16 protein-coding genes are annotated in these 15,014 nt (G+C 59.5%); 5 read left to right on the top strand and 11 right to left on the bottom strand.

The features are described 5' to 3' along the window. The first annotated feature begins 194 nt into the window (after positions 1–194). Both ACQZ5K_RS06600 and ACQZ5K_RS06595 read left to right on the top strand, forming a co-directional pair. Positions 195–1,382: a bifunctional 2-C-methyl-D-erythritol 4-phosphate cytidylyltransferase/2-C-methyl-D-erythritol 2,4-cyclodiphosphate synthase gene (locus tag ACQZ5K_RS06600; RefSeq protein WP_448739930.1), complete on the top strand. Its 1,188-nt coding sequence runs from the start codon at positions 195–197 to the stop codon at positions 1,380–1,382. Further along, a complete protein-coding gene (locus tag ACQZ5K_RS06595) occupies positions 1,379–1,888 on the top strand; it encodes a CinA family protein (protein WP_448739929.1) in 510 nt (169 codons plus the stop codon). The genes ACQZ5K_RS06600 and ACQZ5K_RS06595 overlap by 4 nt, the downstream gene beginning before the upstream one ends. Here the strand turns inward: ACQZ5K_RS06595 and ACQZ5K_RS06590 are convergent. Next, positions 1,870–2,325: a type II toxin-antitoxin system RatA family toxin gene (locus ACQZ5K_RS06590; RefSeq protein ID WP_035217445.1), complete on the bottom strand. Its 456-nt coding sequence runs from the start codon at positions 2,323–2,325 to the stop codon at positions 1,870–1,872. The two genes, ACQZ5K_RS06595 and ACQZ5K_RS06590, sit on opposite strands and share 19 nt — an antisense overlap. Before the next feature lie 9 nt (positions 2,326–2,334). Beyond that, a complete protein-coding gene (locus tag ACQZ5K_RS06585) occupies positions 2,335–2,904 on the bottom strand; it encodes an AAA family ATPase (RefSeq protein WP_448739928.1) in 570 nt (189 codons plus the stop codon). 239 nt (positions 2,905–3,143) lie between these two features. Here ACQZ5K_RS06585 and ACQZ5K_RS06580 point away from each other — a divergent pair, with 239 nt between their 5' ends. The 3 genes from ACQZ5K_RS06580 to ACQZ5K_RS06570 all read left to right on the top strand — a co-directional run bounded on the left by ACQZ5K_RS06580 (position 3,144) and on the right by ACQZ5K_RS06570 (position 5,208). Continuing rightward, the gene (locus ACQZ5K_RS06580; RefSeq protein ID WP_003496171.1) at positions 3,144–3,320 is read left to right on the top strand and encodes a hypothetical protein; all 177 of its coding nucleotides are present in this window, start codon (positions 3,144–3,146) and stop codon (positions 3,318–3,320) included. Between the two features lie 129 nt (positions 3,321–3,449). Continuing rightward, positions 3,450–4,184 carry an AraC family transcriptional regulator gene (locus tag ACQZ5K_RS06575; RefSeq protein ID WP_448739927.1) on the top strand — a complete coding sequence of 245 codons (735 nt, stop codon included), beginning with the start codon at positions 3,450–3,452 and terminating at the stop codon, positions 4,182–4,184. A gap of 94 nt (positions 4,185–4,278) precedes the next feature. Then, a complete protein-coding gene (locus ACQZ5K_RS06570) occupies positions 4,279–5,208 on the top strand; it encodes a DMT family transporter (RefSeq protein WP_035263990.1) in 930 nt (309 codons plus the stop codon). Between the two features lie 202 nt (positions 5,209–5,410). On the opposite strand, the gene lipA is transcribed toward ACQZ5K_RS06570, so the two are convergent. The 9 genes from lipA to eno all read right to left on the bottom strand — a co-directional run bounded on the left by lipA (position 5,411) and on the right by eno (position 14,927). Further along, entirely contained in the window at positions 5,411–6,382 is a 972-nt protein-coding gene (gene lipA, locus ACQZ5K_RS06565) for a lipoyl synthase (protein WP_003521361.1), read from the bottom strand. A gap of 103 nt (positions 6,383–6,485) precedes the next feature. Continuing rightward, complete coding sequence (locus ACQZ5K_RS06560) at positions 6,486–6,734, bottom strand: GlsB/YeaQ/YmgE family stress response membrane protein (RefSeq protein ID WP_020012453.1); 249 nt, start codon at positions 6,732–6,734, stop codon at positions 6,486–6,488. Positions 6,735–6,833: 99 nt separating this feature from the next. Then, positions 6,834–8,279: a dihydrolipoyl dehydrogenase gene (lpdA, locus tag ACQZ5K_RS06555; RefSeq protein ID WP_003502607.1), complete on the bottom strand. Its 1,446-nt coding sequence runs from the start codon at positions 8,277–8,279 to the stop codon at positions 6,834–6,836. 60 nt (positions 8,280–8,339) lie between these two features. Next, complete coding sequence (locus tag ACQZ5K_RS06550) at positions 8,340–8,984, bottom strand: SGNH/GDSL hydrolase family protein (RefSeq protein WP_003521363.1); 645 nt, start codon at positions 8,982–8,984, stop codon at positions 8,340–8,342. 12 nt (positions 8,985–8,996) lie between these two features. Beyond that, the gene (locus ACQZ5K_RS06545) at positions 8,997–10,367 is read right to left on the bottom strand and encodes a pyruvate dehydrogenase complex dihydrolipoamide acetyltransferase (RefSeq protein WP_448739926.1); all 1,371 of its coding nucleotides are present in this window, start codon (positions 10,365–10,367) and stop codon (positions 8,997–8,999) included. A gap of 14 nt (positions 10,368–10,381) precedes the next feature. Then, on the bottom strand, positions 10,382–11,803 hold the full coding sequence (locus ACQZ5K_RS06540; RefSeq protein ID WP_448739925.1) for a pyruvate dehydrogenase complex E1 component subunit beta: 1,422 nt from the start codon (positions 11,801–11,803) through the stop codon (positions 10,382–10,384). A 17-nt stretch (positions 11,804–11,820) separates the two neighbouring features. Continuing rightward, positions 11,821–12,864 carry a pyruvate dehydrogenase (acetyl-transferring) E1 component subunit alpha gene (gene pdhA, locus ACQZ5K_RS06535; protein WP_448739924.1) on the bottom strand — a complete coding sequence of 348 codons (1,044 nt, stop codon included), beginning with the start codon at positions 12,862–12,864 and terminating at the stop codon, positions 11,821–11,823. Between the two features lie 153 nt (positions 12,865–13,017). Continuing rightward, a complete protein-coding gene (locus ACQZ5K_RS06530; RefSeq protein WP_003502598.1) occupies positions 13,018–13,335 on the bottom strand; it encodes an FtsB family cell division protein in 318 nt (105 codons plus the stop codon). Between the two features lie 317 nt (positions 13,336–13,652). Further along, the gene (eno, locus tag ACQZ5K_RS06525; protein ID WP_003521367.1) at positions 13,653–14,927 is read right to left on the bottom strand and encodes a phosphopyruvate hydratase; all 1,275 of its coding nucleotides are present in this window, start codon (positions 14,925–14,927) and stop codon (positions 13,653–13,655) included. Positions 14,928–15,014 lie beyond the last annotated feature (87 nt).

The raw sequence follows: 15,014 nt of genomic DNA, 5'->3' as shown, positions 1-15,014 counted from the left end.
GGGCGACTGCCTGCCTGTTTTGCTGTCGGCAGCAATTTGTGCAGGTTCGAACACGCAATGGTGGCTGATCCTGCGGCATGCAGGGGCGAATGCGCGTCTTATCGGGCTGGCCATCCGGGTTTTGAAACGCTAGAGCAGGACTGTCAACCGCTAAGGGTTGCGCGCAAAGCATAAGACCAATGCAGGAAAGTACTATGAAACTCGGCATCGTCATCGTCGCCGCCGGACGCGGAGAAAGAGCGGGCTCTCCCGAGGAAGGGCCGAAACAATATCGCCCTATCGGCGGCAGGGCCGTGATCGAGCATACATTGTCGACCTTCCTCGACTGGGATCATGCCTCCCCCATCGTGATCGTCAGCCATGCAGACGATGCGGCACTGCTGTCGCCAATCCTCCAGCGGCTTGATGCCGGCGAGCGGATCGTTACCGTCACGGGCGGCGCAACACGCCAGCAATCGGTGCTTGCCGGGCTGGAAGCGCTCGCCTCGGAAGAGCTGACGCATGTGATGATCCATGATGCCGTGCGGCCTTTCGTTCCCGTGGACATGCTGGAACGCATTGTCGCCCTGCACCGGGCCGGCGCCAGCGGCGTTCTGCCTGCCCTCTCCGTCACCGACACCCTGAAACGCGGTTCGGAAGGTCGCGTCGTGGAGACGGTTTCCCGGCAGGGGCTTTATGCCGCGCAGACACCGCAGAGTTTCGGCTACGGCGATATTCTCGCCGCGCACCGCGCCGCTGCCGCCTCCGGAAAGTCCGATTTTACCGATGATGCTTCGATTGCCGAATGGGCGGGACTGACGGTGACGCTGACCGAAGGTTCGGTCGACAATGTAAAACTCACTCTCAAGCGGGATATCGCCATGGCCGATGAAAAGCTCTCCCACGGATTGCCGGACGTGCGCACCGGCAATGGTTACGACGTGCATCAGCTGGAGGCCGGCGACGGCGTGACGTTGTGTGGCGTCTTCATCGAACACGACCAGAAACTCAAAGGTCATTCGGATGCGGATGTGGCTTTGCATGCGCTGACGGATGCGCTGCTCGCCACCTGCGGTGCTGGCGATATCGGCGATCACTTTCCGCCTTCCGATCCGCAATGGAAGGGTGCCGCCTCGCGCATCTTCCTCGAACATGCGGCCAAAGTGGTGCGCGACAATGGCGGCACGATCATGAATGCCGATGTCTCGCTGATTGCGGAAGCTCCGCGCATCGGCCCGCACCGCCAGGCCATGCGCGAAGCGCTCTCAGACATGCTGGGCATCGCGTTGGAGCGCTGCTCGGTGAAGGCGACGACCAATGAGACCATCGGTTTCGTCGGCCGCCGGGAAGGCATCGCTGCAATCGCCACCGCTACCGTCGTCTACAGGGGCAGACCTTTATGAGCCTTTTTCCCGCTGACATAGAAGAGCTGGCGCGGCGGATCATTGCCGATTTCACCGCGCATGGTTTCATGGTCTCGACCGCGGAAAGCTGCACAGGCGGCCTGATCGCCGGTGCTCTGACGGAGATTGCCGGCTCCTCCGCTGTCGTTGATCGTGGTTTTGTCACCTATACCAATGAAGCCAAAATGGACATGCTGGGCGTTGGCGCCGAGACGCTGGCGAATTTCGGCGCGGTCTCCCGGCAGACGGCGCTGCAGATGGCGCATGGCGCCCTCTTCCGTTCCCGCGCCGATTTCGCCGTGGCGGTAACCGGTATTGCCGGTCCGGGCGGTGGTTCCGCGGACAAGCCGGTTGGGCTGGTGCATCTGGCAGCGAAAGCGCGCAGCGGTAAAATCCTGCATCGGGAAATGCGTTATGGCGAGATCGGCCGCACAGAAATCCGGCTTGCGACGATGAGGACGTCGCTCGAGATGCTGATAGCCCTCAATCAGGCCGGGTCCGTATAAATTTTATCGGCACGCGTTTCGAAGGCTTCCGCGAACATGCGGAAGGCCCGGTCGAACATCGACCCCATCACCGCTCCGAGCAGACGGTTCTTGAATTCATAGTCGATGAAGAAATGGATGGCCGATCCGCCCTCGTCCGAGGCCTCGAAACGCCAGCGATTGTCGAGATATTTGAACGGGCCGTCGATATATTTCACGTCGATGGCACGTTCAGCCGGATTCAGCAGCACCTGCGTGGTGAAGGTTTCGCGAATGGCCTTGTAGCCCACCGTCATATCCGCCACCAGCAGCACCTTGCCATCGCGCTCCTTGCGCGAACGGACGGTGAGCGCCTCGCAAAGGGGCAGAAACTGCGGATATTTCTCCACATCGGCGACAAGGTCGTACATGCGGTCGGGCGAGTGTTTGACGTGGCGATGCGTTTCGAACTGTGGCATGAGCGGCAGTTAATCCTCGATACGCAGAAGATCAAGAAGGCGGCGAAACTGTTTTCGGCTTTTCAGCTGGAATACCGGCACGTCAGGACCATAAAGCGCGAAATTCTGCTCGAAGATCGGCGTATGGCGGCGCTCGAAATTCCAGATATAGCGCAGGAATTCGATGTCTATTCTTTCGGGGCACCCCTCCGCCATTTCCGGGCGGGCCTTGCCATAACCCTTGATCGCCCGGCTGACGGCGCCCCACAGGCAGAGCCAGCGCGGCATGCGCACCCACAAAACGATGTGGGATCGCGGCAGCCGTATATCGAAAGACGACGGATTGCTGCCGTCCATCAGCCAGCGCTCCTCGGTAATGATGGTGGCTATACTCTCTCGCTGTTCGTCGCGCGGGCGCACCTGCCAGCCAGGCAGCCAGAAAACATCTCGATCCATGGAGATGTAGCGAAGCCCGAAATTGCGCGCGAGCTTCTGCGAAAGCGTCGACTTGCCGCCGCCGGAGCAGCCCACGACCATGATTCGCTGCGCCCCGGCGATGATCGCAGCAGCATCTTCCACCCTGTGAAGATAGTTTGGCATTTCAGAAACCTCATCTGACTGCTGGATTTTTCTGCCATCGCCCCGCAGCGATATCTTCGCCGCGCATGACAGTTACGGAAAATTGACTATTGTAACTCCGTCGCAGGGATTGCTATTTATTTGCGACTAATATTACACCCATTGGATGCAACGGCGCTGGAAGCTCCCGATTTCACCCAGCGTATTCATCCTTGGGTTCAGACCCGACATATAACCGCTTTGAGCCACTGAGTGAGCCGATGGACGATTTTTCCAACATCATCAACCTTCTCGAATCCGCCAAGCAACTCGCATCGATGAATGGCATGCCGGTGCTTGCCTATCTGATCGACGTCGCGAAATGCGAGGCGAGAGAGAACAAGCCGGTTCTGCGCAAGCGCAAACGCGGCGAATCGACCGCCAAGGAAGACTGTTAATTGCCGGCGCGCAGAGCCGACCGATAAAGCCGACTGGCCCAATCTTCAAGACGATGTCATAATCAAACGATGAAACTGGCCGCTTTTTTCGAGGCGGCCATTTCTTTGCAGAATGGAAACGACAGCGTCATGACAGCCGCATCCGCCGATATCAGAACCTACAGGGAAGAAAGACCAAAGGAACGGCATGGCTTCGTCCAGATCGTTCTTCCTGTCTCCGGGCGTCTTCTGATCGATGTGGCCGGACGGCAGGACGAATTGTCGACCGGACGCGGCGTGTTCATCCATCGCGATGCGCCGCACACCCAGGAAGCGACGGCAAGCAACCACTCGCTGGTGGTCGATATCGATGAAAGCGCCCTTCCCGAGCAAACGCTCGAGAGATTCGTCCGCTCGCCGTTTCTCGACATAGCGCAGGATACGCGGCAATTGATCGCCTATATGCGCGGCGTCATCGGAACAGAGGGACGACGCGACGATATTGCCGGCCTGTGGGCGCCACTCCTGGTCGACAGCCTTGCCAATGAGAAAGCCGATATCCGCCGCCGCCTGCACAGGCTCGTTGCACTTGTCAGGGCGGAGCCGTTCTTCCCCTGGACCATCGAGATGCTCGCCTCCTGCGTGACGATCAGCGACAGCCGCCTGCATGCGCTGTTTCTCGAAGAATTCGGCCTCCCGCCTCACCGCTGGCTGGCCGGGCTGCGCATGGACAAGGTCTGCGCATTGCTCAGCAATTCCACCCTGCCGATTGCCGAGATCGCCTTGCGGGCCGGTTTTTCAGACCAGACTGCACTGACGCGGGCCATGCGCAGTGCAGTGGGTGAAACGCCCGCAGCCTACCGTCGGACCTACGGGATTCATTAAAACCGCCAGCACATCCGGTCAGGAGTTTTTGTCAAGACAGCCGCAGAGGGCTGTGGCACATCGCAGGCAAATACGAATGCGGATGTGACATGACATGAACAGAACAGGTCTCGGTGTTTTTTACGGCATGCTGGCGGGTGCGCTCTGGGGTGGGATTTTTCTCGCCCCCAAACTCGTGCCGGATTTTTCCGCCCTGCAACTGTCGACGGCGCGTTATCTCACCTATGGGCTGATTTCCCTCATCATCATCGGGCCGCGCCTGAAACGCGTGTCGGCCCATTTTGGCGCGCGGGAGTGGATAGCACTCGGCTGGCTGAGCATGATCGGCAACATCGCCTATTATGTCTTCATATCGACGGCGGTGAAGCTGAGCGGCGTCGCCTTCACCTCCATCATCATCGGCTTCTTGCCGGTCGCCGTCACCATCATCGGCAGCCGCGATCACGGCGCGGTGTCGCTGAAGAAGCTATGGCCGTCGCTCGCCTTCGGCGCGATGGGGATTATCGGCATTTCATGGCAGTCACTAACGGAAAACGATGCGGGGCTCGATGTCTCTCGGGTCATCGGGCTTGCCTGTGCGCTCGGTGCGCTGGCGTCATGGACGGCCTTTGCGGTCGGCAATGCCCGCTGGCTCTCCCGTCTTCACGATGTCAGCGCCGATGACTGGAACATGATGACGGGTGTGGTGACCGGTGGGCTTGCGCTCGCGCTCGCCATTCCGGCCTTTGGCTTTGGCGGCGAAAGCCATAGTTCGGGCGACTGGCTGCACTTTGTGGCTGTTGCAGCCGGGCTGGGTTTCACCGCCTCCATTCTCGGCAATGCCTTATGGAACCGCATGAGCCGCCTTCTGCCGCTCACCATGGTCGGGCAGATGATCCTGTTCGAAACGCTGTTTGCGCTGCTTTACGGTTTTCTCTGGGAAGGGCGTGGCCCGACACTGATTGAGGTCGTGGCAATATGTTCGGTGGTGCTGAGCGTCGTGCTGTGCATGCGGGCGCACCGGCCGGAGAGAATCACGGCATGATTGGATTGAGGGGCGTTACTGGCGGCTGAACCATTTCACAAGCCTCGCCTCCCACTCCCCGTCATCCTCGGGCCTGTCCCGAGGATCCAATCACAGATCGTACAATCGATAGGTCGTAGATGCTCGGGACAAGCCCGAGCATGACGTGGAAAGAGCGCACATCGCCAGATCCAGCGCCTATATTACTGACCCTTTCCGTTCCTTACTCAGCCGCCGCCAGCAACTTCTTTTCGCGCGCCGCACGCAGGCGTTCGAAATCGTCGCCGGCATGGTGCGAGGAGCGGGTCAGCGGGCTGGAAGAGACCATCAGGAAGCCCTTGGTATAAGCTACGGTCTCGTAGGACTTGAACTCTTCCGGCGTCACGAAGGCCTCGACCTTGTGGTGCTTGCGGGTCGGCTGCAGATATTGGCCGATGGTCAGGAAGTCCACATCGGCGCTGCGCAGGTCGTCCATCAGCTGAAGCACTTCGTTGCGTTCTTCGCCGAGGCCGACCATGATGCCCGACTTGGTGAACATGGTGGGATCGAGTTCCTTCACCCGCTGCAGAAGGCGCACGGAGTGGAAATAGCGCGCACCGGGGCGAACCGTGAGGTAATTGCCCGGAACGGTTTCCATATTGTGGTTGAAGACATCGGGCTTGGCGGCGACGACACGCTCCAGCGCGCCGGGCTTCTTCAGGAAGTCGGGGGTGAGGATTTCGATGGTCGTCGTCGGAGACGCAGCACGGATCGCCCAGATGACCTTCTCGAAATGTTCAGCACCGCCATCGGCGAGATCGTCTCGGTCGACCGAAGTGATGACGACGTGGGAAAGGCCCATCTGCTTGACGGCCTTGGCGACGTTCTCGGGCTCGGCCATATCCAGCGGGTTAGGCTTGCCGGTCGCGACATTGCAGAAAGCGCAGGCGCGGGTGCAGATTTCACCCATGATCATGAAGGTCGCGTGTTTCTTGTCCCAGCATTCGCCGATATTCGGACAGCCGGCTTCCTCGCACACCGTCACCAGCTTGTGCGAACGCACCAGTTCACGCGTCTCGTGATAGCCCTTGGATGTCGGCGCCTTGACGCGGATCCATTCCGGCTTGCGCATGACCTCGGTATCGGGCTTATGCGCCTTTTCCGGGTGGCGAATGCGCTTTTCGTCGGACGACGTCCTGTCGAGAATAGTGACCATTAAAAACCTGCTTCCATCGCCCCTGGCGACCTAAACATCTGTTGGCCCGATGCTTTAGAACAATTCCAGAAAAAGCGTAAGCCCCTTCCGGTCATGAAGACTTTCAGCGCCGTACCAGCTTCGCCAGAAACAGCAAAAGGCTGGCGCCGATGAACGACGTGACGAAATAGCCGAGCCTGCTGTCCTGCACGAAAACATCGAAGGTTCGAAGCACCGCAACCGCAACCACCGAACCGACAATGCCAAGAACGATGTTCATGAAAATGCCGAAGCGCATATCCATGAGCTTGCCCGCAAGCCAGCCGGCGAGACCGCCGATGATGATTGCTGCAATCCAGCCTACACTTTCCATTCCCACGCTCCCTGAAAGAACCAGCCCCTTTTAAGGAGCCTGCATCGAGACATATGGGACACCCGGCATGGTTAGACAATGCCGGGTATCACGGAGCACTTATGCGTTCAGCACACGCCCATAGGCGTCGAGCACGCTTTCCTTCATCGATTCCGAAATGGTCGGATGCGGGAAGATCGTGTGCATCAGGTCTTCTTCAGTGGTCTCGAGGTTCATCGCAACAACGAAGCCCTGAATGAGTTCGGTGACTTCCGCACCGACCATATGCGCGCCAAGCAGCTCACCCGTCTTCTTGTCGAAGATGGTCTTGACCATGCCCTGATCTTCGCCGAGCGCCACGGCCTTGCCGTTCGCCGCAAAGGAGAAGCGGCCGACGCGGATGTCGCGGCCCTGCTCCTTGGCCTTGGCTTCGGTGAGACCCACAGAGGCGACCTGCGGATTGCAATAGGTGCAGCCCGGAATCTTGAGCTTGTCCATCGGATGGACATTCGGCAGACCGGCGATCTTTTCCACGCAGATGACGGCCTCATGCTCGGCCTTGTGGGCGAGCAGCGGCGGGCCGGCGACATCGCCGATGGCGTAGATGCCAGGCACATTGGTCTTGCCGTAACCGTCGATGACGATGAAGCCGCGATCCGTCTTCACGCCGGCAGCCTCAAGCCCGATGCCTTCGATATTGGCGACGACGCCGACGGCCGAAATCATCCGATCGGCGGTGATCTTCTCGGAAGAACCGTCCTTCTTCTCCAGCGTCGCGGTGATGGAGTTCGCGCCCTTCTCAACCTTGGAAACCTTGGTTTCAAGGTGAATTTTCATGCCTTGCTTTTCGAGCTGCTTCTTGGCGAAGGTGGAGATTTCCGCATCCTCGACCGGCATGACCTGGCTCATGATCTCGACGACGGTGACGTCGACGCCCATGGTGCGGTAGAAGCTGGCGAATTCGATGCCGATGGCGCCCGAACCCATGACGAGCAGCGACTTGGGCAGTTCTTCCGGCTTCATCGCCTCGAAATAGGTCCAGATCAGCTTGCCATCGGGCTCAATGCCGGGCAGCGCGCGCGGGCGGGCGCCTGTGGCGACGATGATGTGCTTGGCGGTATAGGTGCCCTCACCCAGCGTGTTCTTCGGCACGGGACCCTGCGGCTGAACCACCGGCTTGGTGGATTTGCCGACGACGATTTCACCCGGCTTGGTGATTTTTGCTTCACCCCAGATGATATCGACCTTGTTCTTCTTGAACAGGAAACCGACGCCATTGTTCATGCGCGCGGCAATGCCGCGCGAACGCGCGACGATTGCCTTGACGTCCGGCTTGATCGAGCCTTCCAGCGTCAGGCCGTAATCCTTGGCATGGGTGGCGGTGTGCATGACATCGGCAGTGCGCAGCAGCGCCTTGGTGGGAATGCAACCCCAGTTGGAGCAGATGCCAGCCAGATGCTCGCGCTCCACGACGGCAACCTTCATGCCGAGCTGGGCTGCGCGGATCGCGGCAATATAACCGCCCGGTCCCGAACCGATGATGATGACGTCATAAGATTGAGCCATTGGAAATCCTGCCTTGTCTTATTCGGAAAACGGCAAACCGCCCCGAAACGAGAATGAGTGTCAAAGTCCGAGCATCATGCGGACGACGGGCTCCAGCCCGCGGCCGATGGCCCGCGTGTTTTCAGCATCGAGATGAACGCCGTCCACCGGCGTCGTGCGGGCAACGGAGCCGGCATCGAAAAAACCGCAATCAAGGTCGTCGGCAAGGTCCCGGTAAACCGAAGCCAGCATGGCCGATTCATCGATCGCATCGCGATAGATCGCCCCCATTACGGGGTTTGCCGTTTCGCAAAGCTGCGGCGGCGCGACGATCAGAACATCCGGCGCTTCCCAGTCAGCCACTTGCCAGACGTGATTGCGCGTGAGTTTCACCAATCGCTCGATACCCTTCATGGCGACAATGGCCGATCCGTGGATCGACGGTTTCATGTCGTTGGTGCCGAGCATGATGATGACGAGATCAAGCGGCGCATGGCTGTGCAGCAGCGTCGGCAGAAGCCGCGCGCCATTGCGGTCGCAATCGGCCGTCAAATCGTCATAGGCGGTGGTGCGGCCGCCCAACCCTTCGTGGATCACGTGCACGTCGGTACCGAGCGCCTTTTGCAAGACGCTCGGCCAAAGATCGTCATGGCTGTGACGGCCACCCGTTTCCGCATTTGATCCCCAGGTCAGGGAATCGCCAAAGCAGAGGACCGATTTCACCATGTCACGCTCCGATCAAACCAGCATGCCCATCGGGTTTTCGATGTAGCGCTTGAAGGCGCCGATCAGTTCGGCTCCGAGCGCGCCATCGACGCAGCGGTGGTCGGTGGAGAGCGTCACCGTCATGACGTTGGCGATCTTGATCTCGCCATTCTTCACGACAGCGCGTTCTTCACCCGCGCCGACCGCCAGAATGGTGGCATGCGGCGGGTTGATGACGGCGGAGAAGCTTTTCACGCCCATCATGCCCATGTTGGACACGGCGGTCGTTCCGCCCTGATACTCCTCGGGCTTCAGCTTGCGCTCTTTCGCGCGCTTACCGTAGTCCTTCATCTCGTTGGAGATTGTGGAGAGCGACTTCTGCTCGGCCTTGCGGATGATCGGCGTGATCAGGCCACCCGGAATGGAAACGGCGACGCCGACATCCGAATGCTTGTGCTTGACCATGGCGCTTTCCGTCCAGGAGACGTTGGCGTCAGGCACGTCACGAAGCGCCAGCGCCAGCGCCTTGATGACCATATCGTTGACCGACAGCTTGTAGGCCGGCTTGCCGTCCTTTTCAGGGGCAGCGGCGTTAAGCTGGGCGCGCAGCGCCAGAAGCGTATCCAGTTCGCAATCGACCGAAACGTAGAAATGCGGAACGGTCTGCTTGGATTCCACCAGACGCTTGGCAATGACCTTGCGCATGCCATCATGCGGCACGAGCTCGTAGGAGCCTTCTTCGAACAGCTTGAGAACCGCTTCGTCCGACTGACCCTTGGCGAGTGCGGGGGCCGGTGCCCCTGCGGATGCAGCAGCCGCGCTAGGCGCAGCCTTTGCACCGCCGGAAGCGGCAGCCTTTTCGACGTCTGTCTTCACGATGCGGCCATGCGGGCCGGAACCGGAAACGGCCGACAGGTCAAGACCAGCTTCCTTGGCGAGACGACGAGCCAACGGCGAAGCGAAGATGCGCTCGCCGGACTTTGCAACCGGGGCCGGTGTGGAAGAAGCAGGTGCCTGATCGGCGGCCGGCTTTTCATCCTTGCCAGGAGCAGCTTCGGATTTTTCTTCCTTCGGCGCTTCAGCCTTTGCGGCTTCCTGCTTCGGGGCTTCCGCCTTGGCAGGAGCGGCATCGCCGCCCTTTGCCGCCTCGGCCACATCCTCGCCATCGGCAGCGAGGATTGCGATGAGGGCATTGACCTTGACGGCTTCAGTGCCTGCCGGAACGACCAGCTTGGCAACCGTGCCTTCGTCGACGGCTTCCACTTCCATGGTCGCCTTGTCGGTCTCGATCTCGGCGATCACGTCACCGGGAGCGACCTTGTCGCCTTCCTTGACCAGCCACTTGGCCAGATTGCCCTCTTCCATCGTCGGAGAAAGGGCAGGCATGGTGATGTTTATCGGCATCGAAACGCCTCCCCTTACTTGTAGCAGACGGTTTTGACGGCCTGGACGACTTCATCGACGTTGGGCAGAGCCAGCTTTTCGAGGTTAGCCGCATAAGGCATCGGAACGTCCTTGCCGGCAATCGTCAGGATCGGCGCATCGAGATAATCGAAAGCGGCGCGCATGACCTGGTTGGCAATGAAGTCACCAACCGATGACTGCGGGAATCCTTCCTCGACCGTGACCAGACGACCGGTCTTCTTGACCGATTCGATGACGGTGGGCAGATCCATCGGACGGATGGTGCGCAGATCGATCAGTTCGACGTCGATGCCGAGCTTTTCGAGTTCCGCTACCGCCTTGATGGCATAGGTCATGCCAATACCGAAGGAAACGATGGTCGCATCCTTGCCCTTGCGGTGAATGCGCGCCTTGCCGATCGGCAGCACGAAATCATCGAGCTTCGGTACTTCGAAGCTCTGGCCGTAGAGAATTTCGTTCTCAAGGAAGATGACCGGGTTCGGATCGCGGATGGCGGCCTTGAGCAGACCCTTGGCGTCGGCAGCCGTGTAAGGCATGACGACCTTGAGACCCGGAATATGGCTGTACCAGGCGGCATAACATTGCGAATGCTGAGCGCCAACGCGGGCGGCAGCACCCGAAGGACCGCGGAACACCATCGGTGCGCCCATCTGGCCACCCGACATATAAAGCGTCTTGGCCGCCGAGTTGACGATCTGGTCGATCGCCTGCATGGCGAAGTTGAAGGTCATGAATTCGACGATGGGTCGCAGGCCCGTCATCGCAGCGCCGACGCCGATACCGGCAAAGCCATGCTCGGTGATCGGGGTGTCGATGACGCGGCGCTCGCCGAATTCCTGCAACAGGCCTTGGGTGATCTTGTAGGCGCCCTGATATTCGGCGACTTCTTCACCCATGACGAAGACTTTTTCGTCGGCGCGCATTTCTTCGGCCATGGCGTCGCGCAGTGCTTCACGCACCGTCGTCATCACCATTTCCGTGCCTTCCGGAATGTCCGGATCGGCTGCAGCTTCGATCTTCGGGGCCGCCGGAACCTTGGCGGCTTCCTTGGCAACGCTCGGCTCTTCGGCAGCTTCGCGGGTCTTGCCGCCAGCGGCGTCAGAACCGGAATTGGCAGCTTCCGCCTTCGGCTCTTCTTTCTTGGCGGATGAAGAAATGGCGTCGGCGCTTTCGCCATCCTGAAGGAGAACGGCGATTGCCGTGTTGACCTTGACGCCTTCAGTGCCGGCCTCGATCAGCAGCTTGCCGATCACGCCTTCATCGACGGCTTCCACTTCCATGGTTGCCTTGTCGGTCTCGATCTCGGCGATCACGTCGCCGGAGGTGACCTTGTCGCCTTCCTTTTTAAGCCATTTGGAAAGCGTGCCTTCCTCCATGGTCGGGGAAAGGGCGGGCATAAGAATTTCTACTGGCATGGGTTTCCCTTTCCCGATCAGAGCAGAATGTCGGTGTAGAGCTCGGAGACATCCGGCTCTGGGTCGTTCTGGGCGAAGTCGGCGCTGTCGGCGACGATATCACGGACATCCTTGTCGATGGCCTTGAGTTCGTCTTCGCTTGCCCAGCCCTGCTCCAGAAGCCGTGCCTTGACCTGCTCGATCGGGTCATGTTCGGAGCGCATCTTCTGCACTTCGTCTTTCGAACGGTATTTCGCCGGGTCGGACATGGAGTGACCACGGTAACGGTAGGTCAGCATTTCCAGAATGATCGGACCCTTGCCCGAACGGCAATGTTCCAGCGCCTGATCGGCGGCGGCCTTGACGGCGCGCACGTCCATGCCGTCCACCTGAACACCGGGGATGCCGAAGGACTGGCCGCGCAGCGAATAGTTCGACTGGGCGGTGGCGCGGGCGGTCGAGGTGCCCATGGCGTAACGGTTGTTTTCAACGATATAGATGATCGGCAGTTTCCAGAGAGCAGCCATGTTGAAGCTCTCATAGACCTGGCCCTGGTTGGCGGCGCCGTCACCGAAATAGGTTACGGAGACATTGTCGTTGCCGCGATAGCGGTTGGCGAAAGCGAGACCGGTTCCGAGCGAAACCTGCGCACCGACGATGCCGTGGCCGCCGTAGAAATGTTTCTCCTTGGAGAACATGTGCATCGAGCCGCCCTTGCCCTTCGACAGGCCGCCCCTGCGGCCGGTCAGCTCGGCCATGACGCCACGCGCGCTCATACCGAGCGCCAGCATGTGGCCGTGGTCGCGGTAAGCGGTGATGACCTGATCGCCTTCCTTCTGCGACATCTGCATGCCGACGACGACAGCTTCCTGACCGATGTAGAGGTGACAGAAACCACCGATGAAGCCCATGCCATAGAGCTGGCCAGCCTTTTCCTCGAAACGGCGGATAAGCAGCATTTCACGATAAGCGTGAAGCTCTTCTTCCTTCGAGAAGTCCGGGCTGTTCTTGCCGGTGAATTCGGTTGCGGCCTTTGCCGTGGTCTTGCGGCCGGATACGGTCGCTGGTTTTCGCGGCGCCATTCATCCCTCCCTGAGTTGCCGTTTGAATGGATAGAGTGGCGCGTACCATATGCAAGAAAATGCCATGCAGCAATGCTTTAAACGCATGGCACATATTCACGCTAAGATGCTGTGAATAAATCAGAAATGTTAAATTAACTCGATTTCGGTTAATTAGAAATATGTGTTCATGATGACGATTTCGTCCGTGCGGGACATATTCAGCTGGTAACGGGAAATCTCGTCGATCATGTCCCGCTCCAGCGAGCCATCGCTCATCAATTCCACCTGCCGTTCCAGCGCCACACGCGCCTGCGTCAGCTTTGCAAGCTCCGCAGTACGGGTGATACGCTGCCGCTCCAGCCGCTCCGTTGCCTGAAGGCCGAAGTCGCCATGGATCGAATGATACCCGAAATAGGAAAGAAAAGCGATCGTGATGGCCGGAACGATCAAACGGCCGAATCGTCTCTTTTTATGATGTCTGGTCCACATGCCGGAGAGAAGCCTTAAAACGCATAACGTGAGTCTCGAGACTAAGGCGGATTGTTTAACTATCCGTTGACCTTAAATTCCAATCGGCAGATGGACGCAAAAAAGCCCGCCGGAGGGCGGGCTCAAACTGCTGACGAAGTCCTTCAATCTCTCCTCCGTCATGCTCGGGCCTGTCCCGAGCATCTGCAACGTCTCAAGTTGGTGGGACATTGGCAGATCCTCGGCACAAGGCCGAGGATGACGTCGAATGTGTTGCCAGACCTGTTGTCAACTTCGGTCAGCCGGTCAGCGGGGCTCTACCGCCCCGCGAACACACGTTACCCGCGCAGGATCGAACGGCCGGCGTAAGCCGCCTGTGGGCCGAGCATTTCTTCGATGCGGATCAGCTGGTTGTACTTTGCGAGCCGGTCGGAGCGGGCAAGCGAGCCGGTCTTGATCTGACCGCAGTTCGTCGCAACAGCGAGATCGGCGATGGTGGAGTCTTCCGTCTCACCCGAGCGGTGCGACATGACGGCGGTGTAACCGGCCTTGTGTGCGGTCTCAACCGCATCCAGCGTCTCGGAGAGCGAACCGATCTGGTTGACCTTGACGAGGATGGAGTTTGCAACGCCCATCTTGATGCCGTCGCGAAGACGCGCGGAGTTGGTGACGAAGAGATCGTCGCCGACGAGCTGGCACTTGTTGCCGATGAGATCGGTCAGCGTCTTCCAGCCTTCCCAGTCGTCTTCGGCCATGCCGTCTTCGATGGAAATGATCGGGTACTTGGCAACGAGTTCCGCCAGATATTCCGCCATTGCGCCCGATTCCAGCGTGCGGCCTTCGCCTTCGAGAACGTATTTTCCGTCCTTGAAGAATTCGGTCGATGCACAGTCAAGACCGACGAACATGTCGTCACCCGGACGGTAGCCGGCCTTTTCAATCGACTTCATGATGAAATCGAGCGCGGCCGGTGCGCTTTCGAGCCCCGGTGCGAAACCGCCCTCGTCGCCGACATTGGTGTTGTGACCCTGTGCCGCCAGTTCTTTCTTCAGCGTATGGAACACTTCAGAACCCATGCGCACGGCTTCGCGGATGTTTTCCGCGCCGACCGGCAGGATCATGAATTCCTGGAAGTCGATGGGATTATCGGCATGCGCGCCGCCATTGATGATGTTCATCATCGGAACCGGCAGCAGATGCGCGTTCGGGCCGCCGACATAACGGTAAAGGGGCAGGCCGGAGGCTTCAGCGGCAGCCTTGGCGACGGCAAGCGATACGCCGAGGATGGCGTTGGCGCCGATGCGCGACTTGTTCGGCGTGCCATCGAGCACGATCATCGTCTGGTCGATCTGGATCTGGTTTTCAGCGTCGAAACCGCCGATGGCGTCGAAGATTTCGGTATTGACGGCTTCGACCGCCTTTTCCACGCCCTTGCCGAGATAACGCTTGCCGCCATCGCGCAGCTCAACCGCCTCATGCGCGCCGGTGGAGGCGCCCGAAGGGACGGCGGCACGGCCCATGGAGCCGTCTTCCAGGTAAACATCGACTTCAACGGTCGGGTTGCCGCGGCTGTCGAGGATTTCGCGCGCGATGATATCGGTAATGGCAGTCATGGTCTCTCCCTTGGGAATGGAACAGATATTTTCCGTCGCCTGTCTTAGACGATGGCGAAGAAATTACAATGACGACGGACGGCAGAA

The organism is Agrobacterium sp. 22-226-1 (assembly GCF_053522345.1).
Note: the sequence above shows the minus strand (reverse complement) of the source record. Positions and strands in the feature narration are given on the sequence as shown.

Excerpts from the sequence above, each read along its gene's own strand:
- ACQZ5K_RS06540 (WP_448739925.1), bottom strand. The coding sequence starts at position 11,803 with ATGCCAGTAGAAATTCTTATGCCCGCCCTTTCCCCGACCATGGAGGAA.
- eno (WP_003521367.1), bottom strand. The coding sequence starts at position 14,927 with ATGACTGCCATTACCGATATCATCGCGCGCGAAATCCTCGACAGCCGC.
- lipA (WP_003521361.1), bottom strand. The coding sequence starts at position 6,382 with ATGGTCACTATTCTCGACAGGACGTCGTCCGACGAAAAGCGCATTCGC.
- ACQZ5K_RS06550 (WP_003521363.1), bottom strand. The coding sequence starts at position 8,984 with ATGGTGAAATCGGTCCTCTGCTTTGGCGATTCCCTGACCTGGGGATCA.
- ACQZ5K_RS06530 (WP_003502598.1), bottom strand. The coding sequence starts at position 13,335 with ATGTGGACCAGACATCATAAAAAGAGACGATTCGGCCGTTTGATCGTT.
- pdhA (WP_448739924.1), bottom strand. The coding sequence starts at position 12,864 with ATGGCGCCGCGAAAACCAGCGACCGTATCCGGCCGCAAGACCACGGCA.
- ACQZ5K_RS06580 (WP_003496171.1), top strand. The coding sequence starts at position 3,144 with ATGGACGATTTTTCCAACATCATCAACCTTCTCGAATCCGCCAAGCAA.
- ACQZ5K_RS06575 (WP_448739927.1), top strand. The coding sequence starts at position 3,450 with ATGACAGCCGCATCCGCCGATATCAGAACCTACAGGGAAGAAAGACCA.
- ACQZ5K_RS06570 (WP_035263990.1), top strand. The coding sequence starts at position 4,279 with ATGAACAGAACAGGTCTCGGTGTTTTTTACGGCATGCTGGCGGGTGCG.
- ACQZ5K_RS06585 (WP_448739928.1), bottom strand. The coding sequence starts at position 2,904 with ATGCCAAACTATCTTCACAGGGTGGAAGATGCTGCTGCGATCATCGCC.
- ACQZ5K_RS06600 (WP_448739930.1), top strand. The coding sequence starts at position 195 with ATGAAACTCGGCATCGTCATCGTCGCCGCCGGACGCGGAGAAAGAGCG.
- ACQZ5K_RS06545 (WP_448739926.1), bottom strand. The coding sequence starts at position 10,367 with ATGCCGATAAACATCACCATGCCTGCCCTTTCTCCGACGATGGAAGAG.
- ACQZ5K_RS06595 (WP_448739929.1), top strand. The coding sequence starts at position 1,379 with ATGAGCCTTTTTCCCGCTGACATAGAAGAGCTGGCGCGGCGGATCATT.
- lpdA (WP_003502607.1), bottom strand. The coding sequence starts at position 8,279 with ATGGCTCAATCTTATGACGTCATCATCATCGGTTCGGGACCGGGCGGT.
- ACQZ5K_RS06590 (WP_035217445.1), bottom strand. The coding sequence starts at position 2,325 with ATGCCACAGTTCGAAACGCATCGCCACGTCAAACACTCGCCCGACCGC.
- ACQZ5K_RS06560 (WP_020012453.1), bottom strand. The coding sequence starts at position 6,734 with ATGGAAAGTGTAGGCTGGATTGCAGCAATCATCATCGGCGGTCTCGCC.